The following is a 25,801-nucleotide window of genomic DNA, read 5'->3' on the forward strand; positions in this document are numbered from 1 at the left end:
TGGCGTGTTAACCATGCAGGCTTCGCCATGGTTTCTGGCAAGTAAACGAAAAAAGCCCGGACCGAAGTCCGGGCTTGGAGGCGGAAATACCGCCAATTCTTACGAGTGATAGGCCGCTTCGCCGTGGGACGAGAGGTCGAGACCCTCGCGTTCGGCTTCGACGGAGACGCGCAGGCCCACCAGGAGATCGACGACCTTGTAGAGGATCGCCGAAACCACGCCGCACCAGACGATGGTGATGGCGACGGCGGTCAGCTGGGTCATGAACTGCGAGGCGATGGAGAAGTCGGCAGCGCCCGTGCCGCCGAGCGAGGGCGCGGTGAAGATGCCGGTACCGAGCGCGCCGACGAAGCCGCCGACACCGTGCACGCCGAAGACGTCGGCCGTGTCGTCATAGCCGAACTTGTTCTTCACCACGGCGACGAAGAAGTAGCAGATCGGCGAGACGATGAGCCCGAGCACGATGGCACCGAACGGGCCGACGGAGCCGGCCGCCGGGGTGACGACGACGAGGCCAGCGATCATGCCCGAGGCCGCGCCGAGCAGCGAGGCCTTGCCGCGGGTGAAGGTTTCGACCACCGACCAGGCGAGGATCGCCGCCGCCGTCGCGACGAAGGTGTTGACGGTGGCGAGAACCGCGCCGCCCGAGGCTTCGAGGTTGGAGCCGGCATTGAAACCGAACCAGCCGAACCACAGCATGGCGGCGCCGACGAGGGTGAGCGTCATGGAGTGGGGCGCCATCATGTCCTTGCGGAAGCCGATGCGCTTGCCGACCATGATCGCGCCGATGAGGCCCGCCACACCCGCATTGATGTGCACGACGGTGCCGCCGGCGAAATCGAGCGCGCCCATGTTGAAGATCAGACCGTTGCCGTCCCAGACCATGTGCGCGATCGGGAAATAGACGAGGGTCGCCCACAGAAGGGTGAAGAGGATAACGGCCGAGAACTTGATGCGTTCGGCGAAGGCGCCGACGATGAGGGCGGGCGTCAGTGCGGCGAAGGTCATCTGGAACAGCATGAAGATGTATTCCGGAATGACGACGCCTTCGGAGAAGGTCGCCGACGTGCTGTCGACCGTCACGCCCGACAGGAACATCTTGGCGAAGCCGCCGAAATAGGGGCTCGTGGAACCGCCAAAGGCGAAGGAATAGCCGTAGGTCACCCAGACGATCATCATCATCGCGCCGATGACGGTGCACTGCATGAGCACCGACAGCATGTTCTTGGTGCGCACCAGGCCGCCGTAGAAGAGGGCAAGGCCGGGGATCAGCATGAAGAAGACGAGAAGCGTCGACACGAACATGAAGACGGTGTCCGCCTTGTCAGGCACGGGCGCAGCGGCCGCGGCTGCCGGTGCGGCCTCCTGTGCGAAGGCGACGGCCGGGGCGAGCACGGCCGTCGCGGCGGCGGCCATGCGGGGGAGGGTATGCGAAAGCTTGAACGAAGACATGTTGAGAATGCTCCCTGAAAGGCCGTTTGCTTAGAGCGCTTCGGAATCGGTTTCGCCGGTGCGGATGCGCACGGCATGGTCGATGGCGTAGACGAAGATCTTTCCGTCGCCGATCTGGCCGGTTTTGGCGGCAGCCGCGATCGCTTCGACCGCCCGGTCGACCAGGTCGCCGGCGACGGCGATCTCGATCTTCAGTTTCGGCAGGAAGCTGACGGCATATTCCGTGCCGCGATAGATTTCCGTGTGCCCCTTCTGGCGGCCATATCCCTTCACCTCGGTGACGGTAAGGCCCTGGATGCCAACGGCGGTGAGGGCCTCACGCACCTCATCGAGTTTGAACGGCTTGATAATGGCCATTACGATTTTCATCTGGTTTCCCATCCTTCGTGCTTGTCCCCAGCCGGGGCCATCTCTCTGGCCGTTGGCAACCAACGACTGAGACTACACATTCAAGGGGCGTGCCAGATTTGAACGTCATGGATAACCGATTGAAATATATGATATAAAAATCGCGACCATGCTGCAGCGCAAAAATTCCGCACCGCAAATGAACAAAAAATAGGCTCAAATAGTACTATGAATAAATTTTAGCCAGTTGCCTTTTTCCGAATCAGCCCTTCCTGGGCGACGGAGGCAATAAGGGTGCCGGAGCGGGTGAAGATCGCCCCGCGCGTCATGCCGCGCCCGCCGAAGGCGGAGGGACTGTCCTGGCTGTAGAGAAGCCAGTCGTCGAGCACCGGCGGACGGTGGAACCACATGGCATGATCGAGGCTCGCCACCTGCAGCGTCCGGTCGAGCACCGAGGTGCCGTGCGCAAAGAGCGAGGTATCGAGCAGCGTCATGTCGGAGAGATAGACGAGAACCGCGGCCTGGAGATGCCGATCTGCCGGCACCGGCCCCGTCGTGCGCACCCAGATGTTCTGCTGCGGCTCCAGCTTTTCCGTGGAGAGATAGTGGGCGAGCGAGACCGGCCGCAATTCGATCGGGCGAGGACGCTCCCAGTAGGCGCGAATGTGCGGCGGCGCGGCCGCCATGAACTGCGCCTTGAGATCCGCTTCGCCGAGCAGCTTTTCCGGCGGCGGCACCTCCGGCATCGCCGCCTGATGCTCGAAGCCATCCTCGTCATCCTGGAAGGAGACGGTCATGAAGTAGATCGGCTTGCCATGCTGGATGGCGACGACGCGCCGCGTGGCGAAGGATCCGCCATCGCGGATGTTCTCCACGTCGTAGAGGATAGGGACGGAAGGGTCGCCCGGCCGCACGAAATAGGCGTGCAGCGAATGCACGAAACGGTTTTCCTCCTCCACCGTACGCGTGGCGGCGACAAGCGCCTGACCGATCACCTGCCCGCCGAATACCCGCTGCCAGCCGACCTGCGGGCTCTGGCCGCGAAACAGCCGCACTTCCAGCCGTTCGAGGTCGAGCGTTTCGAGAAGCATATCCATGGCAGGATTCTTGGCCGGTTGACGCGACATTTGGACGTGGCCTCCACGGTAGGAAACTGGTTCTTCCTCCTCTATATAGACGCAAGGAAGACCTCAAGCGGCCAGGAGAACACCATGACCGAAGCCCCCATGCTCGACGTGCTCGTCGCCGGCAGCGGCTATGTCGGCCTGTCACTGGCTGTCGCCGTCAAGAAGGCCGCACCGCATCTCGCGGTGGAAGTGGTCGACGGGGCGCCTGCGCATGTCTGGCAGAAGGACGAGCGCGCCTCCGCCATCGTCGCGGCCGCACGCAACCTTCTGTCCGTGCTCGGTGTGTGGGAAGAGATCGCGCCCGAGGCCGAACCCATCCGGCGCATGGTCATCACCGATTCGCGCACGGCCGATCCCGTCCGCCCTGTCTTCCTCACCTTCGAGGGAGCGGGCTCCGGCGATGATGGCGAGCCTTTCGCCCATATGATCCCCAACCGCGCCATGACCGGCAGCCTGCTGCGCCAGGCCGAAGCCCTCGGCATTGCCGTTCACTGGTCGACCTCCGCCGAAGGGTTTGCGACCGGTCAACATGCAACAGCCGTCACGCTTTCCGACGGCACGCAGCGCCAGACCCGCCTGTTTGTCGCCTGCGACGGCGTGCGCTCCAAGCTACGTGACATGGCCGGCATCAAGACCGTGCGCTTTGATTACGGCCAGTCCGGCATCGTCACCACCGTCGAGCACGAGCGCCCGCACGAGGGCACCGCCGAGGAGCATTTCCTGCCCGCCGGCCCCTTCGCCACCCTGCCGCTCACCGGCAACCGCTCCTCCCTCGTCTGGACGGAGCGCACGGAGGATGCCCGCCGCCTCGTCGAAAGCGACGACCTCGTCTTCGAGGAAGAACTGGAGCGCCGCTTCGGCCACAAGCTCGGCGCCCTGAAGGTCGCCGGCGGCCGCCGCGCCTTCCCGCTCGGCCTGACACTTGCGCGCGCCTTCATTGCCCCGCGTTTCGCGCTGGCCGGCGATGCTGCGCACGGCATACACCCGATTTCCGGCCAGGGCCTCAATCTCGGCTTCAAGGACGTCGCTGCGCTTGCCGAAACCATCGTCGAGGCCGACCGTCTCGGTCTCGATATCGGCGCGCTGTCGGTTCTGGAACGCTACGAGACCTGGCGCCGCTTCGACACGGTGCGCATGGGCATGACCACGGATGTGCTGAACCGCCTGTTCTCCAACGACGTGACGCCCTTGCGCGTGCTACGCGATGTCGGCCTCGGCGTCGTCGACCGCCTGCCCGGCCTCAAATCCTTCTTTATCCGCCAGGCCGAAGGCACTGCCGGCGGCGGCCATCCGCGCATGCTGGTGGGGCAGAGGATCTGATCGAGCAGGGCGTGACAGGGCAAGTCGGAAGCGGGGCTTCTCCTTGGGCGTCCGTGCACTTCCGCACTGCCCCGCGGGAGAGTGGAGAACAACAGGCCCCCTCAGCGCCCGCCTTCCGCCTCAGTCCTTGATTTCCCGGGCTTCGGAAACGAGCATGATCGGAATTCCGTCGCGGATCGGATAGGCGAGCCTGGCCTTTTCCGAGACGAGTTCCCCCGCCTCCGCATCATAGCTGAGGCGGCCCTTGGTCAGCGGGCAGACCAGAAGTTCGAGCAGCTTGGGATCGACCCGGCTGGTGCTGGCATCCATCGCTATCCCCTATTGCAGGCGCGCATCGACGTCGCCGTAGCTGCGCGCCAGGACGATCTCGGTAATGGCAATCAGCGTTTCCGCCCGCGTCTTCAAATCCGGCGCTTCCAGCAGCGCCTGCTTTTCCGCCGGTCCATAGGGCGACATCATCGCCATGGAATTGACCAGCGTCGTGTTGCTGGCGCGCTCCACGCTCTCCCAGTCCGCCTCCAGCTTGTTGGCGTCGAGATAGGCGCGGAACGCCGAAAGCAGCGCCTCGCGATCGACGCTCTGCTCGTCGTCGCCCGGCGAAAGGTCGGTAATGAAGGGTGCGATGCGGAAGGAGCGATAGGATTTTCCGCTCCTGACCTCCTCGAGCAAGCGATAGCGGCAGACGCCGGTCAGCGAAACGATAGAACGCCCGTCGCCGGTTTCCGCGAAGGAGGTGATGCGGCCGATGCAGCCGACCTGGCAAAGCGCCGGCAGGTCAACCGCCGGTTCATCCGCGCGATGCTCACCGAAAACCGGCTGCACCATGCCGATCAGCCGGTGCGTCGCAAGCGCATCGTCGAACATGGCGAGATAACGCGGCTCGAAGATATTCAGCGGCAATTGCCCGCCGGGCAGAAGCAGCGCCCCCGTCAGCGGAAAGACGGGGATGGCCTCCGGCAGGTCCTCCGGTTTCAGATAACGCGCATTCCCCACATGCATGGCCTTGCCTTCCCATTGCGCGGCGCAACGAAGTGTCTTCCGCCTCTCCTCGTCATACCTTCCCCGAATGTGGGGTAGGCACCGCATTTCTCAAGGGAGACCGCGCCGCGGCGCAGAAAAAACCTCAGGAAAACAGGATGGACGACAGCTTGCGGCGGGCGGCGATCGTCGCCGGATCCTTGGGTCCCCAGACATCGAAGAACTGCAGCAGCTCGCGGCGCGCGCCGTCGTCATCGAAGGCGCGGTCGCGCTTCATGATGTGGAGAAGATGATCGGCCGCCGCCTGACGGTCCCCCTCCACATTGCGGATCTTCGCAAGGTTCAGTCGCGCCGCATGGTCGTCCGGGTTCTGCACCAGCGCCTGTTCGAGCGCCGCGGGATCGCCGAGCTTGCGTGCCTCCTCGATCTGGTCGAGTTTCTTCAGCACCGCTGCAACGGCTGCATCGGCCGCCACCTCCGGCGTCACGCCGGACAGCAGCTGACGGGCATTCTCCGGCTGGCCGGCGGCAATCATGCATTCGGCAATGCCGGCCAGCGCGGCCGGATTCTCCGGATCGGCCTGCAGCAGCGCGCCGTAGAGATCGGCTGCCCCACCGAGATCGCCCGCGTCGAAGAGGCTCTTGGCCTCCGTCAGCAGCGCTTCCAGTTCGGCTTTCTCATCCGCGCCCGCCGGGCCGGCGATCTTGTCGATGAACTCACGAATCTGGCTTTCCGGCACCGCGCCCATGAAGCCGTCCACCGGCCGGCCGCCGACGAAGGCGATGACGGCGGGAATGGACTGGATGCCGAGCTGGCCGGGGATGGAGGGATGGTCGTCGATATTGAGCTTAGCGAGCTTCACCCGGCCCGCCCCCTCGCGCACCACCTTCTCGATGATCGGCTGGAGTTGCTTGCACGGGCCGCACCAGGGCGCCCAGAAATCGACGAGAACCGGCTGCTGGCGCGAGGCCTCAAGCACATCACGGGTAAAATTCGCCGTCGTCGTGTCCTTGATGAGGTCATCCGCCGGTGCTGCGCCGCCATAGCTTGCCGAAACGTTCATCTGCCCGCCATAGGACGATGCATAGGGGTTTTCGCCTGCACTCATGGTCTCTCCTGTGGCGCGCTGCGCCTTCCCTTAGCGGGCCGGTCCCGCAAGGCCGGCGATCAAATCAGCCAGCCCTCAAAGTGTCCTGTAAATCGTATGTCAGGCCGTGACTTTCAAGACAAGCGGCTCGTGCCCCGTCGCCTCGATGAAGCGCAGGAGGTCCTTCGCGCCGATCGAGGTCGTCGCATCGTTGCGCAGCGGATGGCAGTTGATCGTGTCGAAGGCCATCAGGTCCGCATCGACGATGATCTTCACCTTGCCTTCGACATCGTTGATCACACCAAAGGCGGTGACCGCGCCCGGAATGACGCCAAGATATTCCAGCAGCTTTTCGGGCTTGCCGAAGGAGACGCGGCTCGCCGCGCCGATGACCGTATGCACCGTCTTCAGGTCCACCGCCGCATGTTCCTCGACTGTCATCAGGAAATAGTTGTCCTTCTTGTCCTTCACGAAGAGGTTCTTCGTATGACCGCCGGGAATTTCATCGCGCAGGGCCACCGATTCGGCAACGGTAAAGACCGGCGCATGCTCCTTGGTGGCATGGGCGATGCCCAGCCCGTCGAGAAACTGGAAAAGGTCCTTGTCGGTCTTCGGCTGCCTGTCGGTCATGTCTCGTCACTCTGCTCTCAATTGCGCCTTCCGCTGATAGGGCCTCCGCCCGCCGAGCGCAACCGCCTGAAAATCCGGCAGTTTGAAAGCCCACGCGATTTTTTCTTCAAAATCCGACATTTCCCTGTTGCATTTGAAAAAGGCTTGGGCCATATACCGCCCGTCGCCGCAACGCAGCGACCTTCGGCCAAGCGAACTACCCCGGGCCGTAGCAGATGAGCGGGTGTAGCTCAGGGGTAGAGCACAACCTTGCCAAGGTTGGGGTCGAGCGTTCGAATCGCTTCACCCGCTCCATTCTTCCTTTAAGAACAAGTTATTCAAAGCTTTAGGCTTTCGCTCCTTTGCGAGCGACCGAAATTGGTTCGCCCTCTCCTCCTTGCCCCGAAGCAAATAGCCTCGACGCTTCCGCAGTTTCGCCACGATCCTTGCGGTTTCCCGGATGGGAACAGGTACGGGAAGCGTGACTGATGCAACCCGATTTCCTTGAGCCGAATTTGACCAATCTGGAAAGCCACTGTATTCGCCTAAATACATGCTTGGTCCTTATCCATCCCATAACGCAACCTGCAGAAATCAGAGCCAGCAGAATGACGATCTTCGTAACGGGCGGCGCCGGTTTTATCGGAAGCAACTTTATTCTGGACTGGCTCAGCGCCTCGGACGAAACCGTCGTCAACATCGACAAGCTCACCTATGCTGGCAATCCAGATAATCTGAGGAGCTTGGCGGGGAATGCCCGGCACGTGTTCGTGCAGGCCGACATCGGCGATTCCGATGTTATCCGCGCGCTGCTGACGGAGCATATGCCTCGCACGGTCATCAATTTTGCCGCAGAATCGCATGTCGACCGGTCGATACACGGTCCGACCGCCTTCATCGATACGAACATTGTCGGCACGTTCCGCCTGCTTGATGCCGTACGGGCCTACTGGAATGACCTTGCCGAAGACGGCAAGCGGGACTTCCGCTTCCTGCACGTGTCGACAGACGAGGTCTATGGCTCACTGGGAAAAGAAGATCATCCTTTCCTGGAGACTAACCGATACGAGCCGAACAGCCCCTATTCCGCGAGCAAGGCGGCATCCGATCATCTGGTACGCGCCTACCACCACACCTACGGATTACCGGTGCTGACGACCAATTGCTCCAACAATTACGGTCCCTACCATTTTCCGGAAAAGCTTATTCCACTCTGTATCCGCAACGCGCTGACGGGGCAGCCCTTGCCAATCTACGGCGACGGTCAGCAGGTTCGCGACTGGCTCTATGTGAAGGACCATTGCTCCGCGATCCGTCGCGTCCTTGAGGCGGGCCGGATCGGTGAAACCTATAATATTGGCGGCTGGAATGAGAAAGCCAATCTCGATGTCGTCAAGATCCTCTGCGCCATTCTTGATGATCTACAGCCGCGGGTAGATGGCCTCTCCTATGCCAATCAGATCACCTTCGTGAAGGATCGGCCGGGCCATGATCGTCGCTATGCCATCGATGCAGGCAAGATCGAACGCGAACTCGGCTGGAAACCCGCGGAGACCTTTGAAACGGGCATAGCCAAAACGGTGCGGTGGTATCTCGACAATCAGGACTGGGTTGAGAACGTGACCAGTGGAGCCTATCAGCGTTGGCTCGGCCAGCAATATGGGCGCTGAGCCATGCGGATTCTGCTGACAGGCAAGAACGGACAAGTCGGGTTCGAGCTGCAGCGGGCACTCGCGCCACTTGGAACCGTTATCGCCGTCGAGCGCTCCGAATGCGATCTCGAAAGCGAAACGTCTTTGCGCAATGCCATCCGCGGCGCGGAACCAGACATTATTGTCAACCCGGCAGCCTATACGGCTGTGGACCGCGCTGAGAGCGAAGTAGCTCGCGCCCACGCCATCAATGCAGTCGCTCCCGGCATCATCGGCACGGAGGCGGCGCGACGTGGCGCGCTGGTGGTGCACTATTCGACGGACTATGTTTTCGATGGCGCCGCCAGCGGCTGGTATGATGAGCAGGACGCCCCCAACCCGCAGGGCGTCTACGGAGAGAGCAAACTTGCCGGCGAAAAAAGCCTTGCAGCCAGCGGTGCCCGCCATCTTATTTTCCGCACCAGTTGGGTTTTTGGTGTTCACGGCGCAAATTTTGCCAAGACCATGTTGCGGCTCGCTGCAGAACGCGACGAATTGAAGATCGTCGCCGACCAAATTGGTGCACCGACATCTGCCGCCCTGATTGCCGACGTGACCGCTCATGCTATTCGGAAAATACAGTCAGACCGAAATGGTTCTCCGGACGGGATTTATCATCTCGCCGCAGGTGGCGAGACCAGCTGGCATGCCTATGCGCGCCATATTATCGAGACCGCCCGGCGTGCCGGGCTGCCGATCCGGGTGGCCGCCGACGCGATCCTCCCGATTGCCACCGCAGAGTATCCAACGCCTGCTTGTCGACCGGCGAACTCCCGACTGAACACGGCGAAACTCCAAAAAACCTTTGGCCTGATCTTGCCGCACTGGCAGCGGGGCCTTGACCACGTCCTTCAGCAAATCACTCGAGGCTGAAAATGCAACGCAAGGGTATCATTCTGGCCGGTGGCTCTGGCACGCGGCTTCATCCCGCGACGCTCGCGATGTCGAAGCAACTCCTGCCCGTCTACGACAAGCCGATGATCTATTATCCGCTGACGACCTTGATGCTGGCGGGCATTCGCGATGTGCTGATCATTTCCACCCCGCAGGATACGCCGCGCTTTCAGGCGCTTCTCGGTAATGGCAGCCAATGGGGCATCAACTTGGCCTATTGCGTGCAACCGAGCCCTGACGGATTGGCCCAGGCCTTCATTCTCGGACGTGAATTTATCGACGGCCACCCAAGCGCGCTGGTTCTCGGCGACAACATCTTTTTCGGTCATGACTTCCAGAAGCTGCTGCGTAGCGCATCGAACCAGGAGCGCGGCGCGACGGTGTTCGCGTACCATGTCACCGATCCCGAACGCTACGGCGTGGTGGAGTTCGGCCAGGACCAGAAGGCCTTGTCGATTGAAGAAAAACCGGAACGGCCGAAATCGAACTATGCCGTGACGGGACTCTACTTCTATGACAGCCAAGTATGCGATATCGCTGCAGGAATCCGGCCTTCACCGCGAGGCGAATTGGAGATCACGGACATCAATCGCCACTACCTGTTGCAGGGTGACTTGAATGTCGAGATCATGGGGCGCGGCTATGCTTGGCTGGATACGGGCACGCACGATTCTCTGCTGGAGGCGAGTCATTACATTGCCACGATCGAGAAACGTCAGGGCCTGCGTGTCGCCTGTCCAGAGGAGATTGCTTATCGCCTGGGCTGGATCGACGCGGTGCAGCTTGAGGACCTGGCTCGGCCATTGCTGAAAAGCGGCTACGGCCGTTATCTGCAGAACATTCTGAACGAAAAAATATTCTGATGCTGATCACCGCCACCACCATTCCCGATGTCGTTATCCTCGAGCCGAAGGTGTTTGGCGACGAGCGCGGCTTTTTCCTCGAAAGCTTCAATGCTCGCGCCTTCAAGGAGGCGACCGGTCTGGAGCGGGATTTCGTGCAGGACAACCATTCGAAATCCGCTCGCAACGTATTGCGCGGTCTGCATTATCAGATTCAGCAGGCGCAGGGTAAGCTGGTGCGTGTGGTTCAGGGCGAGGTGTTCGATGTGGCGGTCGACGTTCGCCGGGCTTCCCCAACCTTCGGACATTGGGTCGGCGTGCATCTGAGTGCACAGAACAAGAAGCAGCTCTGGGTGCCGGAAGGTTTTGCCCATGGCTTCGTCGTCCTCAGCGACACCGCTGAATTCCTCTACAAGACGACGGACTACTACAACCCGGCATTCGAGCGGGCGATCCTCTGGAACGATCCGGATCTCAATATCCAATGGCCGATTTCGGGCGAACCGCAATTGTCGGGCAAGGACAGTGCAGCCAGCCGTTTCCGGGACGCCGAAACCTTCTGACGATCGACTGTCCCGTCTGGCTGAACGCGTGGTCCAGCAGACCACGCGCCCGAATCATTTCGTCTTCTGATCCCTTAGCGCGCTTGGAACGTCGCAAGTCCTCGGCGGGGCTTGGCGAGCTTCGTCGGAGCTTCGAGGCCGGGTGTGGAATGCCGTTTCTCATAGCCGGGATTGAGTGCGGGATCTTCGAAAGTATCCGTGCCGTGAATCCGCCGCAGGTTATCCTTCTCGCGCTCGAAGCGCCGTTTACGCTCGCCAACAAGGTCGGAGCCGCGGGAGGCGGATTCGTGGTGGAAAAGACAGGCGAAGGGTGTCCAGACGATACGGAAGCCGGCTTTGTGTGCCCGCACGCAATAATCGACGTCGTTATAGGCGACGGCAAAATTCTCCTCGTCCCAGGCACCGACCGCGCGGGCGCAGTCCCCGGAAATCAGCATGGCCGCGCCGGTGACGCAGGTCATGGAATTGCGCAGGTGCAGGCGGCTCATCGGGCCACCGAAATTCGCTGGCTTGTTCAGATACCAATGACCCGCAAGGCCGCCGAAGCCGATGATGACGCCAGCGTGCTGGAGTTTCTTGTTGGGATAGAGCAACTTTGCACCGACGATGCCCGTCGCCGCAAATTTCAAGCAGGACACCATTTCCTTGAGCCAGCCGGCATCAGTAATCTCGATGTCGTTGTTGAGAATGAGGAAATGCTCACCCGTCGCTCGCGCGATACCGCTGTTGATGGCGCGGGCGAAGTTGAACGTTTCCTCGTTGATCACCGCCGAGAAGCCTGCATGGGCCTCGCCATATTGCCGGTAAAGGTCGAGAACCCGCTTTTCTCTGGTGCCGTTGTCGATGACGATAACTTCGAGATTGGGATAGTCAGTCTCTTCGAGCAGACCTTTGAGAACCGTGCTGATAAGATCGTAGCTATCTTTGCTGGGAAGAATTACCGAAATCTTCGGCCAGCGAGTTTGCCCTAAATCGGCGAACTCGACCCGGTGCAGCGTGTTCGTCAGAGCAGGCTGCACCGTGACGTTTTCGCCCTCGCGTTCGAAACGATCAACGAGCGCGGCGCGGGCGGCCGCAGTTGCCTTGTCGATAAAACGACGGGAATAGGTCTGTCCAGTTCGGCGCCAGCAATAAGCGAGATAGGGAATGTGCAGGACGCGGTGTTCCGGAATGCCTTCCAGATAGCGTAACAACAGGTCGTAGTCCTGCGACCCGTCGAAGCCCTCCCGCAGATATCCAATCTCGCGCATGCGGTCGTGCCGGTAGATGGAAAAATGATTGATGTAGTTCACGCCCGATAAAAGGACTGGATCGTAGGCTGGCTTTAGCATCAGGGCACTTGGCGCCAAACGCTCATCGACCACGAGTTCGTCCGTATAGAGGAAAGCCACATCCGGATGGTCGATGATTGCGTTAGCAATAACCTTCAACGCATGAGGCGCGATGACATCATCATGATCGAGGAGGGTGACCCAAGTCCCTGAGGCTTCCGCCAAGCCTGCATTCGTCGCCTTTGCGATACCGCCGTTGGTAGCATTGCGCACGATCCGTATATGCTTTCGAGCCCCGAAAGACTTATACCAGCGTGCAGTCTCCGCCGAAGTGGATGCATCGTCACTAAGAATCAGCTCGACACCTTCGATGTCTTGCGCCTCGAACGACTTGACGAGATCATCGAGGTACTGCTTAGGGGCATCGTAGATGGGAACGACAATGCTGAGCCAACACATGTCCCCCAAGCCGGGCCCTAGCGCCGGCAACTCTGCGGCAAGCGCGCGTTGCATGCTCACGAACTTAGACAATTCGAACTTCTTGCTTCTCAGACGCAGAGGCGGCAACCCGATACGAAAACGTGGCAGGCGGCCAATATCCCACAACACGGCTTCCGCCATGTCGTTCTCTCGGCGCGAGCTGATTGCCTGTCGTGCACTCTCCATATTGGCAAAAGAATGAACAGAGAAGGTGAACTCGCTTGGGCCGCTGGCCGGATCAAAGCGCAGGGAACGGATCAAGCCCGAACGCCCGACATCAGCGACCAAAATGAAACTGGTACCCGCTTCCCGGGTGACGGTATCCTTTTCCCGGTAACCGTGCCCACGGTTTACATAGACTTTCGGCTCGATCGTCTCCCCGTCAACCGACTTAATAAACACGACAACAAAGGGATCACGCAAAGAGCCGAAGCGGATATCGAAGAACGGATCATCACCGCTACTGGACCAAAGATCTCCATTTGGCGAAGGCAATGATTCCAGATCATGACTGGTGACAATTTTTAATGCCATACCGGCTCAGCCTTCCCTCATCTTCATCCGCAGCATCCGCTCAAGAAGAAGACCGATGCAAAGAGATACTGCGCCATAGCTGATGAGATAGGTTTTATCGAGCCATTTGTCGCTATAGCCCGGATAATAGGCAAGGCGCATCCATTCCACAGCATGAAAAGCTGGATTCCAGGAAAAGGCATAAGCGATTGGTTCGGGAAGCGACGCGGTAACGAACAACGTACCCGACGCCATGTAGACAATGATCATCGACAATCCGAAAATTGTGGCGAAGAGCGGCAGGAACATAGTGATCACACCTGCGACGAAACCGCAGCCGACCGCCAACAAAATGGTCGCGAGGTAGGCATAAACGGCTTCAAAGGGGTCGACAGGGAAGGGGTTTTCCCCGGCGGCAATCAGAATGACGAACATGAAGAGCAAAGTGAGCGCCGCTGCTATAGTTTCAAGGAAAGCCCGCGCCATCATAATATCGGTGACCGTCACGATAGGAAAAGACAGCATCGTGCGGTTTATCAAAAGCGATATCGACATGAAACGAGCAACGTAGGAAAAGGCCAACGTTGGGATCAACCCAGTCGCAATGAAGACGCTCAGGCTGTCTCCATAGGGCGCTTTGCGCCCCATGACTGCATAAACTCCAATCAGAATAATCATGTGAGCCAGCGGCCAGAGGGAGACGACAAGAAAGCCGAGGCCATGATTAAAAAAACGACTTCTCATATCTCGCAGGATCACGGCAGTCATGACGTGCTTCTTCTCTACGAGTGCATCGAGGGTAGTCATCCGATAAGCTTGCTTGCTTGCTGTCATATCAGGGCCTTGTCTCGGGATTGACCAGCATCGCTGGAAACAATACACTCGTATTGGCAAGATGACTTCTAACGGCGTTCATCGTGGCTTCTCGGCTGCGGCGCCGCAGGTCGCCGTCCTCGGCAAGCCGGCAGATCGTCTTAATCCAGGACTGCGCATCATTATCGATCAGTATTTCATCCGCATCGGCAGCGCGGTCATAGGCTGCGCAAAGAGAAAAAACAGCAGCGGCACCCATTCTCGCAGAATCGAAGCGTTTCGTGCTGGATCTTACGTCGTTCATTCTACTTTGCAGTAATGGAACCAGCAGAATATCGACATGTCGCCGTGCGGTTTCAGCAAGATAAGTGACCCATTCTTGCTTCGGGCATAGGGTAAAACGCTCCGGCGGCAACCCAGATGAAACCCACAACCGTGCGGCTGTGCCTTCAGCCACAACCTCAAAATGCACCTCCCTGCAGCGCTGCAGAATCTCTCGGACGATAGGTATAAGAAACGCATGTTCGGCATCGTGGCTACCGGTGGCATGAAACGCCATAACGAGGCGACCATCATCTTTCCTGCTGGATGCGAGTGGTGTGAACGCTTCTTCCGGGGGAAAGGGAGGCAAGACTATATTCGTGTTCACGCCGCCGCCAGCCAGAGCGGCAGAAAGTGCCGGGGTTGAGACCCAAATATCTGTCAGAACTCGATTAAGAACAGGCAGCGGTGCAATGCCCATCGCCATCAGATATGCTTTGTATAGGCGGCTTCCACGCGGCGCCGTGACAGTTGCTGCCAAATCGTCATCGATGAACAGGCTAGCGCCAGCTAACCGCCTGCGGTTACGGTACAGCCACAGCAACTGCCGCGGACGGATGTAGCGGCAAACGATGACATGAAGGCCGTCCGGATCGACATCCCCTAGCCGTTCTGTGAGGCCGCGCACATGGACGTCGAAGGGAGAACGGGCCAGCCGCTCCTCCAGATAATAGGTGAAGGTCGGATTGTGGCCGTCCGTAAGGACCAAAAGCCGCGTGGCTTGTCGCGCATTGTCCGTGGCCCGATTGCGCGCAACGGGTTTTGGCAGCAGGGCGTAGATCAGGTCAAGCATTCTCAAAACCGGCGCATCCTTGCCACGGGTCAGTGCGCAAGCCGACTACGCACAAGATAGAGCAGGCTTAGGAAGATTGCCCATATGATCAGGCTCGCGAGAAAGGTTACGCCGATCCAAAGGCCTCGCCGCGGATAGAGCGCCTCGTCCGGCACACGCGGCGCAAGGAAACTGTCGAGATAGAGCAGTTGCTGGCGGCTGATGAAGCGAACCTGCTCCATCGTGCGCACACTGGAGGCGAACTGCTGCTCAGCGAGGGTTTGGGCCAGCTCGAGCTGCGACAGATCCTGCGAGACATCGGCGAGGCTGCGATCCTTGCCACTGCCGGCGAGTTGTCCGTTGAGATCGGCGATCTGCCGCTCCTTGCTGTCGATCTCGCGCCGCAGGACACGCATCTGCGGTGACTTAGCGGAGACAACCGCGATCTGCGCGTCATACTGCTGCTGGAGCTTCAGGCGCTCGGTCTCGATCGTGGTGATGATTGTCGAAATGATCTTGGAGCTGCTGTCCACGTCGAGGACGCCTTCACGGTTGCGCGCCGCCGCCACCGTTTCCCGCGCCTTGGCGAGCTGCTGCTTTGCATTGTCGAGATTGGCCTCGGCCGTCGCGATCACATCCTTCCAGATGCGATCATTGACCTCGTTGACGACAACTTCCGAGGCCTTGAGGATTTCGCGTACAAGCATAGCCGCGTCCTCGGCCCTGAAGGCGCGCACATAAAGCCCCACAATACCGCTGGAAGGGCTGACGGACGTCGAGACCATGGAATCCCAGTAGCGCCGCAATTCTTCTGCCGTGGCGTCCTCGGGCAGGCGCGCCCACACGTCGATAGAATCACCGTCGAAAATCTTCTTGATGTCGATCTGACGCTCCTGCAGCACATCGAGTATTTCCCGGCTTTTGATGAAATTCAAGACGATCTGTGTGTCCTGGACGATCTTCGCGGCGGGGATGCCCGTCACCTTGGCAAGCTGGTCCTTGCCGAGCGCTGGCGTCGAAGAGCGGACCGTAAAGCGCGTTTCGGACTCATACTGATCCGACGCCAAATAACCGTAGTAGACGATCGAAACGAGATTCGGCAGGACGAAGGTGAAGAGAGTCAGCATCACCACCGCGACCGTGAAGAGCCGGTCGGTCAGCCGGGGACGAAGGCCGACGGCCTTGTAGAGGCCGCTGCGCGATGACGTTGAGAAACGCAGCTTGCGGGCGGACGTCGCCAGCCGTTCGGAAATCTTGCGGCTGGCGTCGAGACCAATCAAAGAGCCACCGCCACTGTTTTCGTGATGCTGTGCCAAGGTTTCCATCCGCGCTTCGCAGCTCCCCCCACCAAGAACGGACCGGAGCTGCAGTTCATTTCACCGATTCAGCCGGTAGTAGGCTTCGATAGCCTGTTCTATATCTTCATAATACATCATCCGCCCGTCCACGAGCAAAAAGCCCTTTTCGCAGTAGGCCTTGATCGTATCCATACCATGCGAAATCATGATGATGTCTGCATTCTTGCGGCGACTCTCGAAAGCATCCCTGCAACGCTGCTGGAAGCGCGCGTCGCCCACTGCCGTCACCTCGTCAACGAGATAACATTCAAATTCGACCGCCATCGACAGACCAAAGGCGAGGCGCGCGGCCATGCCGGAGGAATAGGTACGCACAGGCGCATTGATGTAGTCCCCGAGTTCTGCGAACTCCTCGACAAATCGGGACACGCGCCTGACGTCCTCGCCATAGGCCCGGGCGACGAAGTTGAGGTTTTCCTTGCCCGTCATTTCGTTGTTGAAGCCGCCGGAAAAGCCAAGCGGCCAGGAGACCCGGACATCCTTGGTAATGCGACCCGAATTCGGCAGCATTGTTCCCGCGATCATGCGCATGGTCGTTGACTTGCCGGCGCCGTTGACCCCGAGAATGCCGTAGGAATAGCCACGCTGAAACTCGATATTGGCACGGTCGAGAATAATCTTCTTATGGCTTTTTGTCTTGAAGTGCTTCGAGACATTGGTGAAACGGATCATGGCGGGACCTATAGCCGATGATCCTCGACCGACGCCCAAGCGAGCGCCAGCGTGGCCCAAGCAACGAGGAAGCCGAGGAAGATCAGGACCGGGGACAGGAGGCGCTTCGGATAAAGTGCTTCCTCAGGCAAGGCAGGATGAACGAAAACCGTCAGGTAAAGCGCCTTGCGCACCGCTGCTGCAAAGGCCTGGTCGTAGTTGCGCCGTGCTGCCTCATAGAGTTTTTCGGCAACCACACGATCCGTCTCAACCGCCGAAAAACCAGTGATCACGCTGGCCAGCGAAGCGTCGGCATCACCCGTCAGTTGCGCGCCCATCTTTTCGATCTGCTGGTCGAGACTCTGCTGGGCGAGGACAAGCTGGCGATAGCGTGGCGAATCCGTCTTGTTCGCCTGACGTGCCACGAAGAGCTGGCTTTCGATCTCCATCTTGTTGGCCAGAAGTCCCGTCATCAGGACGCTCTTCTGCTTTGCCTGCTCTTCCGGACTCAAAAGACCGAATTGCTGCTGGAACTTTTTGAGCTTCGCGAGAGCCTCCTGGTAGAGGTGGTCTGTCCTTTCGACCTCCTTGCGGAAGCTGGCCATCATGTCTTCTCGTGCGCGAACCGTCAGCTCGTTCACCAACTTCTCGCTCTCGTCGAGGATGGCCTGGGCAAGTTTGACTGAATCGCCCGGCGTGAAGGTCTGGACTTTCAGCGTAACGATACCCGAGGGACCGTCGATATAGGCAGAAACATGCTTCACCCAGTACTTCAGGAAGGCTTCGGTGGAATCGGTCTCATCGAACCGGGCCACGAAATCCGCATCCGAATTCTGGAAGATCGCGCGGTAGTCGACCTTGCCCTCCAGTCGCTTCAGGATTTCCGACGAATGGATGAAGCTCGTAACGACGAAGGCATCCTGTGTGGCGGATTGCATGTTCATGACACCCGCATCGAGCTTCTCCTCCGATCCGTCGTCCGCCATCGAGCGAACCGCAAAACGCGCTTCGGCCGTGTACTGATCGGACGCGATGAAGACGAAATAGACCAGCGCAGCCAGGAATGGGACGATCACCATCAGAAGGAAGGACAGGAGCATCCACGGCGGACCGCCTCCGGCCTTCGTCTCGGCTTCGTTCGCCGTCTCATGCTCGATCTCCGGCTCGCTTCGCCGTGACAAATGGCGCTTGCCGGCATCGTAAAGGCGCATCCAACCGCCCCGGCGGTTATTCTCGCGAATTTCGCCGTAGAGAATCTCCGCATCCGCGGACTTTTCGATGGTTCGGGTCTCGATCGTGTTCGTCATTGTTGCGCCTTGCCCTGGCGTCCGGCGCGCGGCGCGACGGCCTGGCGAACGTAGTGATCGAAGATCAGGTCTTCTTCCAGCATCTGCTCGGCGATCGGCATCGCGCGCAGTCGTTCAGCAAGTTCCTCAAGCACCGAATGAGGCGGAATGATCGGAATATTCATGGGTGGAAGCGACAACAATTCCCCGACAGCCTGTTGGAAATGCGCATGATCGTTTCCATGACCGACGACCACGAAACGCGAAAGGGTGCTGATCGCCGCCGCAACATCCCGCCGCGTCACCCGCTGTTCCGGATAGGTGCAAACAAGCTGGCGCGTGATGGGCGATATCAAGACGCTTCTCACCTTGTCTGGCGACTTTTTTAAGGCACGCCTGATGGCCTTCTCATCCTCGAGATTGACCTCGGCAAAGTGCTCGGCCGCCGGGGCGAGGATGAGCCTGTCGCGGTCGCCGAGGAACGTCACCGGTCCTTTGGCAAGGCGCTTCAGAATGAAGAGCCGGCATGCCATCTCGTAGTAGGGGTTGGGAATGTCGGCGATGGCCTGAAAGCCCTTGTCGAGGAAGTCCTCGTAATTGCGCAGCAGGAGCCGACCGCTAATATAGACCGATCTCTCCGCGTTGAGATGGAAGGCCTGCATGGTCGTCTCGTGCCCGAAGCGCTCGACGGCTGATATCGCATACTGGAAATGCCGGCCGCAATACGCATCGAACTTCAGCATCGGCACGATATTCAGCTCCAGACGGAGGAGCTTGTGCGGCACCGGCTCGTCCACCGGCGGCCGGCGATAGATGAGCAGGCCCGTCTTGGCGTCCTGGATCACCAGCCGGCGCTGCGAGGCCAGATCCGGCATCCGCTCCTCGTCGACCCGGAAGCCCACCATGCCGGTGGCGTGACGGCCGGCCTGCATGACGCCGAGGCGCAACTGGTCGCACGGAAACGACATAGCCGTGCCGTCATCGCGCGTAACGATAACGCTGGCCTCGTCGGAAAAACCGTCGGGGATCATGTATCCCTCGATGAGGTTTCCGTGATCACATTCCATGTTGAAGAGCAAGATCGCAACCCATTGACATGCTTGGCAAAGGCAAACCCGCCCGGACCGCGTGCAGGTTCGGCCTGCGGCGCATTGGTGGCTCTGTATAACCGCAACGCCCGTAAAGCGACAACCCCGGACGAACGGCAATTGGCTGCTGGACCGGCCGCTACTCTGTCGCACCCCTGCGCATTTTCATGGCAATGCCGGCGAGGACGTCGACCGTGTCGGGAAAGTTCTCTTCCGCGAGTGTTCGCGTCTGGTCGGTCAGCAGGCGCGGAAGGCGCTCGACCAGCACCTTCCGCACGATCCCGCGCGACTGGAATTCGCGGCAGAGAAGCTCACCGGCTGCCTTGGCCATCGCGTATTCCGCAAACCCTGTCGGCGCATCCTCGATGAACACGGTCGACGGATAGAACACGTCAAGTTTTTCGTCCGCGTTCGCAGCGACCATCTCGACCACCCGCGCAAAACCATCGACGTAAAAGGCGGCATATTCGACAAAGCGCGCCGCATTGTAGGCGCTGTTGCCGGGCCGGATGGTGGGGGTAGCGAGATAGTAGAGCTGGTTCGGCGAAAAGCCGGCGATCCGCAGCCCCTCCGCAACGCCAGCGGTCGTATCATAGGCAAGGACATGACAACGGCCGCCGGTTTCGCGGATTTCCCGCGCAACCCGTTCCGCATCGTCCTTGCCGATGCGGTAGGTGATCGCCACTTCCGCCGATCCTGCGGCAAGAACCTTCGCCAGCGTTTCGCCGAGACCGCGCGATCCGCCCACGACAAGCGCCCGAACACCCGCGAAGGCTGTCGCGCCGATACGAGCGGCAATCTCTGGCATTGCGGGCTGAACCACAGGCTCCGGGCGGATATGCGCGTCGATACGCCCCGTCCAACCCGCCCCCGATAGGGCTATCCGCACCATACGGAAGCGCTCGTCAAGGGAGGAAACAGCAAAGTGCAACGCCTCGTCGACCGCAGCCTCTTCGGCCGCAGCAAGATCAAGGCTGCGGAAAATCGAATGCAGGCCGGGGCACACCATGCCGACGATGAAGGTGGCGGCGGCCAGGCCGGTGATCCGTCGTTGCCCGATCCGGGAAGCGAGTGCAGGAAAAAGCTCGGCAAGTGCAGTCGCCTCCGGCCTCGGAACGACATGGCCGGCAAGCGCCGCCATCTCGGCAAGGGAAAGCGACAGCGGCTGCGAGGGAGTGAAGGCCTGCCCATGCAGGAATACCGGCTGGCGCTGCGCGGGCGTGGAAAGGCCGACGAGGACCACGGCAGCCGGCCGGCCATCGAGCCGGATTTCCAGCCGGACGCGATCGGCCTTCCGGTCGGCGAGTACGGCTTCCACCCGCGTGCCGATCGGGACCATCTTCTCGAAATTGACCCGCAGGGAACAGAGGGTAACCGATGGTTCCAGATGCCGGCACAGCGCATCGAGCCCCCAGATGAGGAGGTGCACGCCATGCACCAGCGGCGCGCCGGCAAGGCTGCGCCGGGCGGCGAGCGGATCCACATGGATCGGGTTGGCATCGCCCGTCAGGCGCGCGAAAATCTGTTGATCTTCCAGCGTAAAGGTGCGCTGGGCGAGGATATCGGCCGTCATGGACGCCTCCGCGGCGGATCTCAGTCCGGCAGTTTGCCACGTTCGGCGATGATCTTCACCATATCGCCGAGCGTCGAGAGCCTGTCGAGTTCGGCCGAGGTGAACTTTACACCAAAGGCCGCCTCGCTCGCCATGATGATCTCGATATGCTTGAAGGAGTCCCATTCCTCGACATCGCGGGCCGACAGCGCATTCGAGATGACGATATCGTCACGCAGGAAGACGTCGGAGAAAATGTCGACCAGAACGGCGTGAATTCTGTCTTCTGCGATCATGCGATCCTCACGGCTTGGATGGGCGGTGTATGCGGGGTGAAGGCATCGAGTTCGAGCACGAATGTCCTGCCGGTCTCATCGGCGGAAAGCGGGGCGAAACCGAGCCGCGGATAGAGTTCCGCCACCATGCCGTTACGCTCCGTCGGCAGGTAGACGCCGACGACTTTTCGCGCATGGCGGGCAGCAGCCTCGGCGACGACGACGTTCAACATGGCTTCCTCGACGTGCCTGCCCAGGACGCGGCAACTCATCAGCCAGCTGTCGATCTCGATGGTAGCAGCCGCGCCGAGGCGGCCGATGACGACGCCGATCAAGCCGTTGTCGCCGAACCTGTCGAGAAGCCGGAAATGCAGGCAGAAACCCGTCTCGTCGGCTTCCATCGCCTTGACCTGCGCTTCGGTATAGCGGCGGGTGGTGACGTTGAACTGGTTGGTCTTGTTGATGAGCTGGGTGACGCGGGCGCGCGAGGCGTCGTCGACGTTCCCCCATTTCATTGTCATGCCGAGAGACGCGAGATAGGCTGGCAGGTCCGTCGAGGGATCCGTGAGGTCCGGCATGCGCCGTTCCGGCGCATAGAGACCTGCGCGATCGAAATCCTCCGCCGTCAACGCCAGGCTCTCGAAGCAGCCCGCGTCCGAGAGAGCCGCCGGAATCAGCGCCGGCTCCTCGGGCAACTCCGGCACGAAGACCATCGGCAGGGTCTGGCGGACCAAGTCGCGCTCGAACGGATTGTCATCGACGAAAACGAGGGAATCGAGGCCGATATTGAGCTCCCGCGCGATACGGCGCAGGTTGGACGGCTTGTCCTCCCAATTGGCGACGAAGGAGGCGAAATCACCGGCCTTGAGCGTCATGTTGGGGTTTTCCTCGAAGGCGCGGCGGGCGACGGACTCGTCGTTCTTCGAGCAGACAGCAAGGAGGATGCCACGCCGGCGAAGGCTGGCGGCATAGGCTTGGATAGCCGAGAACGACTCTGCTTCCGCTGATCCCTGCCCGACGATGATACCATTTATCCCATGATCGCCGACGACCCCACCCCAGAGCGTATTGTCGAGATCGAGCACGCAGCATTTGGCGACCTTGCCCTTGCGAGCCGCGATCTGGCGCAACGGCAATTCACCGAACATCGGCGCGGCGGCCGGGTTGATCTCCTGCTTGGACTTGAACCAGAGCGCCGGATTGAACCAGGCAGCAAGCCCGTCCGTCGCCGCACGCGCATCGAGAGCGACGAGGCCGACGCCGGCCGCAGCGGTGCGCGGCCTCAGGGCTTCGTTGATTGCCCGAAGATGCGCCGCGGCAGAACCTGGATTGCAGTGTTCGTTGCCGCCGAGCGTTTCGGGCAGGCGCGGCAGGAGCGTCTGCTGCAGAACCTGCGCTCCGAAGCGTTCCACGCTACGCGCCCACAGTGCCTCCAACATGGCGAGAAGGCTTTCCTTCTGCTGCTCCGCCTCGGTGAGGGCGCGGCATGCGCCGATCCCGCGTGTTGTATGTTCGGCATCGAGGCTGAAGAGTACGGCAGTTGGCGCGAAACCCTCCAGCGGCGTGTCACGGTCGAGGACCGCCTGATGGTAGAGCCCGTAGTCGTTCTCCCATGTGTCCAGCCAGATGCCACGACGCAAGGCCGAAACACGCAACGACGGCAGGAGGTGTGTCATCGTCGCGGAGGAAAGAACGGCGAGCCGCTCGGGCGCGGTGGACAGGAGGTCTGCTGGCACCGTGGTGAAAAGCCGGTGCACGATAGTGTCGAGCGCGCTTGCCTGGGTGAAGTTCAGCGCGAAGCCGGCAAGCGCGATACTCTCCGCCCAGGCCTCGGGCGAAGCCTGGGCCGCAGCGAGCGCTCTGAGGCGCATGCGCCAATCCTCCGGAACGGCCGGCAGGAAGTAAAGATCGGGGCTGGCAGCCATGCTTATCCCTTTCGGGCAAAGATGGAGAGGCAGGGTTCCAACGGGAGCGGCTTTGCCTCATGCGCGATTTCGATCGACGTGAAGCCGAGGAGCCGCAATGTATCGAGCAGGCTCGAACGATCCATCCAGCGCGGATCGTCGAAAATGCCGCCACAGAATTTCGCCGTGTGCTCCGCACCGAGATAGCCCCGGCGGTAGAGCGTCACAGGGTGATCGCGGAACATGACATCCTCGCGCTCGCGCCTGTAGATTTCGGTCTCGGCCGTCTCGACCTTCGCCGCCTCATCGATGCAGCTCGTCCAGAGATAAAGCGTATCGGTGCGGCTGGCGACGGCTTGCAGGAAACGAAGCGGGTCGCGCATATGATAGAGCACGCCGCTCGCGACGATGAGGTCGTAGCGCGTCTGGTTCTCCTCCAGGAAGGGAACACAGTCGCCGAGCAGGAAGCGCGTGCGCTTCAACCCGGCGATCTCCTTGGTGATCAGACATTTGAGGAAAGCGTTCTTGCTGGCCTCGACCGCAGTAACATTGGCGCCGTGCCGCTCCAGCAGAGCGGAATGCGCCCCTTCCATCGGGCCGATCTCCAGCACGTTGCGATCGCGCGCATCGCCGAAGCGTTCAAGTGCCCAGATGATTCGCTCGTCGGTGAAGTCGATCACGTTGCCGGCAACGACACCGATCTCATCAGGAAAACGCGTGTTCCAGCCGGGAATGACATCGACGCAGTTCTGCGCCGATGGCGCGCGCGTCTCATAGCTGTCGAAAGCGAGGATTTCCTGTTGTGGCGAGGCCTGCCGCTCCTGTCTCCTGAAAAGAGAACGCCAACGCTTCCCTCTGCCACTCATCGTCACTTCTCCGCTTCCGGTCTTTCAGCCGCCATCGACTGCCGTTCTGACCTTGCGGCAGACGGTGAGCCAGTCGTCGAAGGCTATGTCCCAAGCACCGGTCGCCGTTCGGCCGGTCCGGCTGAGATAGCCGATGTAAAGGTCCGGTGCAACGACATCGATCCCGCCACCTTCGGCCGCAAGCCCCTGCGCCAGGGCCGAATCCGCCGTGGTGACGTGCAGCAGTTTGACCGGCCCGACCTCCCGCAACGCCGCGTGCAGCATCTTCACGTCGCTGAGCGCAAGCCCGGGCGCAAAGAAAACGAAAACCTTGCGTCCCTCGCCAAGATCGGAAAGCAGCTTGTCGCGAAGGAAAACGACCCGTTCGCAGAACTTGCGGAAAAGAAGATCACCGTCGATCTGCCCAACGAACTTGAACGTGTGCATGCCGAGGCCCCAACGCCGGTCGCGCACGAAGTATTCGCCGTTCGCAAGCGTGATCATTTCGGTGTTTTCCTGCAGACCCATGCCGTCAAAGCGCGTGGCGAGACCCGTCATGAGGCCTCCAAAGGTCACGGCATTGAAGCGCAGCAAGCTCAGCGGTTCGGCGCCGAAGCGACGCTGCGCGAGGCCGAATTCGCAGTCGCTGCCCAGCCCCTCGAAGCCGATTAGAAGCTGGCGGGCCTCTTCGTCATCGAGAATGTCGACCTTGACCTGCTCCATGGGCGCCACCGAGTGGTCGTCGCCGCACTCGGCCATCCGGGCATATTCCAGTTCCTGGTGCGCACGGCCATAATGTTCCCAGCCTACCGGCTCGTTGGGGAAGGCCTCGCGAAATCCCTGCCATAACCGAACGGCCGTTTCCCAGTCCTCCCGTTCGCTGGCGAGCATAGCCTCAAGGCTGATGAAGCTGCTCTTCTTAGGGTAAAGCGCGCGGAACCGCTTCAGCGCCGCTTCGAGCCTGTCGTACTCTCCACAGATCAGCAAGGCGTGGCCGTAGATATGCAGCCAGACCGGCTGAGCGTCGTTGCGGTCAACGATGCGCTCCCACATCGCCACACTACCAGTCCAGTCGCCCCGCGCCTGCAGGTTTTGCGCGGCCTCGGAGATCAGGTTGCGTTCGGCAGGGAACCGCGACAAGCCTTCGGCCGTGATCGTTTCGGCGCGGTCGATCTGCCCCAGTTGACGCGCACAAGAAGCTGCCCCTACATAAGCTGCCGCATCCTGCGGCCAGCGCGCACGCACATCTTCCCACAAGTCTAGTGCTGCCGATAGTTCTCCTGCCACCTGCCGTGCATGGGCCTCTTCGGCGGTCAGCGCGAATTCGCGGCCATTAGCGGAAAACACGCGCATGCGCCGGGTAAGCTGGAGCCGCTGCTCCTGGGCAAAACGAAGGAGTATAGACCACAACCGCAGCGACTGCATCTTGAGAAAAGACAAAGCGTCGGCGTCCGGCCGTTGTTCAGTAGACTTCATACGAGGAGGCATCCCTAAAATCGCGGGGAAACTACAATAAATGCAGCCGGCTTTCTATAGAAGCCTGCCAGAAACAAATGCAAGGAAATCAATCTATTGCAAAACTACCTCGCGCCCTAATTGCTTTCTGTAATTCAAAAGCGCAAGCGGAGCGATAGAATGAGCCGGAAAGCCGAAGCGTGGCCGGGATTGTCCCAACCACGCTTTTGAAAGGCAAAATGGGCCGAGGTGTGTGGTCCTGGAATGAGATGGTGCGGATTAACTTTGAAGATTGACGGGTCTTTT

General features: G+C 60.4%; 24 protein-coding genes and 1 tRNA gene. 6 read left to right on the forward strand and 19 right to left on the reverse strand.

Annotation, left to right across the window (positions count from 1 at the left end; all coding sequences use genetic code 11):
- Positions 1-99 precede the first annotated feature (99 nt).
- From V8U06_RS15620 to tesB, 3 genes are all read right to left on the reverse strand, one after another.
- Positions 100-1,452, reverse strand: coding sequence for an ammonium transporter (locus tag V8U06_RS15620; protein ID WP_427141431.1), 1,353 nt, complete (start codon positions 1,450-1,452; stop codon positions 100-102).
- Positions 1,453-1,482: 30 nt separating this feature from the next.
- On the reverse strand, positions 1,483-1,833 hold the full coding sequence (locus V8U06_RS15625; RefSeq protein ID WP_427141432.1) for a P-II family nitrogen regulator: 351 nt from the start codon (positions 1,831-1,833) through the stop codon (positions 1,483-1,485).
- A gap of 206 nt (positions 1,834-2,039) precedes the next feature.
- Positions 2,040-2,927 carry an acyl-CoA thioesterase II gene (gene tesB, locus V8U06_RS15630; protein WP_427141433.1) on the reverse strand — a complete coding sequence of 296 codons (888 nt, stop codon included), beginning with the start codon at positions 2,925-2,927 and terminating at the stop codon, positions 2,040-2,042.
- 99 nt (positions 2,928-3,026) lie between these two features.
- Between tesB and V8U06_RS15635 the strand changes: the two genes are divergently transcribed.
- Positions 3,027-4,247: a ubiquinone biosynthesis hydroxylase gene (locus V8U06_RS15635; protein ID WP_427141456.1), complete on the forward strand. Its 1,221-nt coding sequence runs from the start codon at positions 3,027-3,029 to the stop codon at positions 4,245-4,247.
- Positions 4,248-4,367: 120 nt separating this feature from the next.
- Here the strand turns inward: V8U06_RS15635 and V8U06_RS15640 are convergent, their stop codons facing one another.
- From V8U06_RS15640 to V8U06_RS15655, 4 genes are all read right to left on the reverse strand, one after another.
- Entirely contained in the window at positions 4,368-4,556 is a 189-nt protein-coding gene (locus V8U06_RS15640) for a Trm112 family protein (protein WP_226921671.1), read from the reverse strand.
- 9 nt (positions 4,557-4,565) lie between these two features.
- A complete protein-coding gene (locus V8U06_RS15645; protein WP_427141434.1) occupies positions 4,566-5,246 on the reverse strand; it encodes an LON peptidase substrate-binding domain-containing protein in 681 nt (226 codons plus the stop codon).
- Positions 5,247-5,370: 124 nt separating this feature from the next.
- On the reverse strand, positions 5,371-6,333 hold the full coding sequence (trxA, locus tag V8U06_RS15650; protein WP_427141435.1) for a thioredoxin: 963 nt from the start codon (positions 6,331-6,333) through the stop codon (positions 5,371-5,373).
- 99 nt (positions 6,334-6,432) lie between these two features.
- Entirely contained in the window at positions 6,433-6,942 is a 510-nt protein-coding gene (locus tag V8U06_RS15655) for a prolyl-tRNA synthetase associated domain-containing protein (RefSeq protein ID WP_427141436.1), read from the reverse strand.
- A gap of 219 nt (positions 6,943-7,161) precedes the next feature.
- Between V8U06_RS15655 and V8U06_RS15660 the strand changes: the two genes are divergently transcribed.
- The 5 genes from V8U06_RS15660 (at position 7,162) to rfbC (ending at position 10,911) form a co-directional block, all read left to right on the forward strand.
- Positions 7,162-7,236, forward strand: a tRNA-Gly gene (locus V8U06_RS15660).
- Between the two features lie 293 nt (positions 7,237-7,529).
- Positions 7,530-8,591: a dTDP-glucose 4,6-dehydratase gene (gene rfbB, locus V8U06_RS15665; RefSeq protein WP_427141437.1), complete on the forward strand. Its 1,062-nt coding sequence runs from the start codon at positions 7,530-7,532 to the stop codon at positions 8,589-8,591.
- Between the two features lie 3 nt (positions 8,592-8,594).
- Positions 8,595-9,485, forward strand: a complete 891-nt coding sequence (rfbD, locus tag V8U06_RS15670) for a dTDP-4-dehydrorhamnose reductase (RefSeq protein ID WP_427141438.1) — start codon at positions 8,595-8,597, stop codon at positions 9,483-9,485.
- 2 nt (positions 9,486-9,487) lie between these two features.
- Complete coding sequence (gene rfbA, locus V8U06_RS15675; RefSeq protein ID WP_427141439.1) at positions 9,488-10,369, forward strand: glucose-1-phosphate thymidylyltransferase RfbA; 882 nt, start codon at positions 9,488-9,490, stop codon at positions 10,367-10,369.
- Positions 10,369-10,911 (forward strand): dTDP-4-dehydrorhamnose 3,5-epimerase, encoded by a 543-nt coding sequence (gene rfbC / locus V8U06_RS15680; protein ID WP_427141440.1) that lies wholly within the window; start codon positions 10,369-10,371, stop codon positions 10,909-10,911. The genes rfbA and rfbC overlap by 1 nt, the downstream gene beginning before the upstream one ends.
- A 74-nt stretch (positions 10,912-10,985) precedes the next feature.
- On the opposite strand, the gene V8U06_RS15685 is transcribed toward rfbC, so the two are convergent.
- From V8U06_RS15685 to V8U06_RS15740, 12 genes are all read right to left on the reverse strand, one after another.
- On the reverse strand, positions 10,986-13,196 hold the full coding sequence (locus V8U06_RS15685) for a glycosyltransferase family 2 protein (protein ID WP_427141441.1): 2,211 nt from the start codon (positions 13,194-13,196) through the stop codon (positions 10,986-10,988).
- Between the two features lie 6 nt (positions 13,197-13,202).
- On the reverse strand, positions 13,203-13,943 hold the full coding sequence (locus V8U06_RS15690; protein ID WP_427141442.1) for an ABC transporter permease: 741 nt from the start codon (positions 13,941-13,943) through the stop codon (positions 13,203-13,205).
- Between the two features lie 67 nt (positions 13,944-14,010).
- Positions 14,011-15,102, reverse strand: a complete 1,092-nt coding sequence (locus tag V8U06_RS15695) for a hypothetical protein (RefSeq protein ID WP_427141443.1) — start codon at positions 15,100-15,102, stop codon at positions 14,011-14,013.
- A gap of 29 nt (positions 15,103-15,131) precedes the next feature.
- Positions 15,132-16,406, reverse strand: coding sequence for a capsule biosynthesis protein (locus V8U06_RS15700; protein ID WP_427141444.1), 1,275 nt, complete (start codon positions 16,404-16,406; stop codon positions 15,132-15,134).
- 51 nt (positions 16,407-16,457) lie between these two features.
- Positions 16,458-17,111 (reverse strand): ABC transporter ATP-binding protein, encoded by a 654-nt coding sequence (locus tag V8U06_RS15705; protein ID WP_427141445.1) that lies wholly within the window; start codon positions 17,109-17,111, stop codon positions 16,458-16,460.
- Between the two features lie 8 nt (positions 17,112-17,119).
- Positions 17,120-18,397 carry a capsule biosynthesis protein gene (locus V8U06_RS15710; protein WP_427141446.1) on the reverse strand — a complete coding sequence of 426 codons (1,278 nt, stop codon included), beginning with the start codon at positions 18,395-18,397 and terminating at the stop codon, positions 17,120-17,122.
- On the reverse strand, positions 18,394-19,407 hold the full coding sequence (locus tag V8U06_RS15715; RefSeq protein WP_427141447.1) for a hypothetical protein: 1,014 nt from the start codon (positions 19,405-19,407) through the stop codon (positions 18,394-18,396). Before V8U06_RS15715 ends, V8U06_RS15710 begins: the two co-directional genes overlap by 4 nt.
- Positions 19,408-19,603: 196 nt before the next feature.
- A complete protein-coding gene (locus V8U06_RS15720) occupies positions 19,604-21,037 on the reverse strand; it encodes an SDR family NAD(P)-dependent oxidoreductase (protein ID WP_427141448.1) in 1,434 nt (477 codons plus the stop codon).
- Positions 21,038-21,057: 20 nt separating this feature from the next.
- Positions 21,058-21,312 (reverse strand): acyl carrier protein, encoded by a 255-nt coding sequence (locus V8U06_RS15725; protein WP_427141449.1) that lies wholly within the window; start codon positions 21,310-21,312, stop codon positions 21,058-21,060.
- Positions 21,309-23,216 carry an HAD-IIIC family phosphatase gene (locus V8U06_RS15730; protein WP_427141450.1) on the reverse strand — a complete coding sequence of 636 codons (1,908 nt, stop codon included), beginning with the start codon at positions 23,214-23,216 and terminating at the stop codon, positions 21,309-21,311. Before V8U06_RS15730 ends, V8U06_RS15725 begins: the two co-directional genes overlap by 4 nt.
- Before the next feature lie 2 nt (positions 23,217-23,218).
- Complete coding sequence (locus tag V8U06_RS15735) at positions 23,219-24,061, reverse strand: class I SAM-dependent methyltransferase (RefSeq protein ID WP_427141451.1); 843 nt, start codon at positions 24,059-24,061, stop codon at positions 23,219-23,221.
- A 24-nt stretch (positions 24,062-24,085) separates the two neighbouring features.
- On the reverse strand, positions 24,086-25,516 hold the full coding sequence (locus V8U06_RS15740; RefSeq protein ID WP_427141452.1) for a tetratricopeptide repeat protein: 1,431 nt from the start codon (positions 25,514-25,516) through the stop codon (positions 24,086-24,088).
- Positions 25,517-25,801: the final 285 nt, after the last annotated feature.

This window comes from Shinella sp. G-2 (assembly GCF_050172695.1).
Lineage (GTDB): Bacteria > Pseudomonadota > Alphaproteobacteria > Rhizobiales > Rhizobiaceae > Shinella.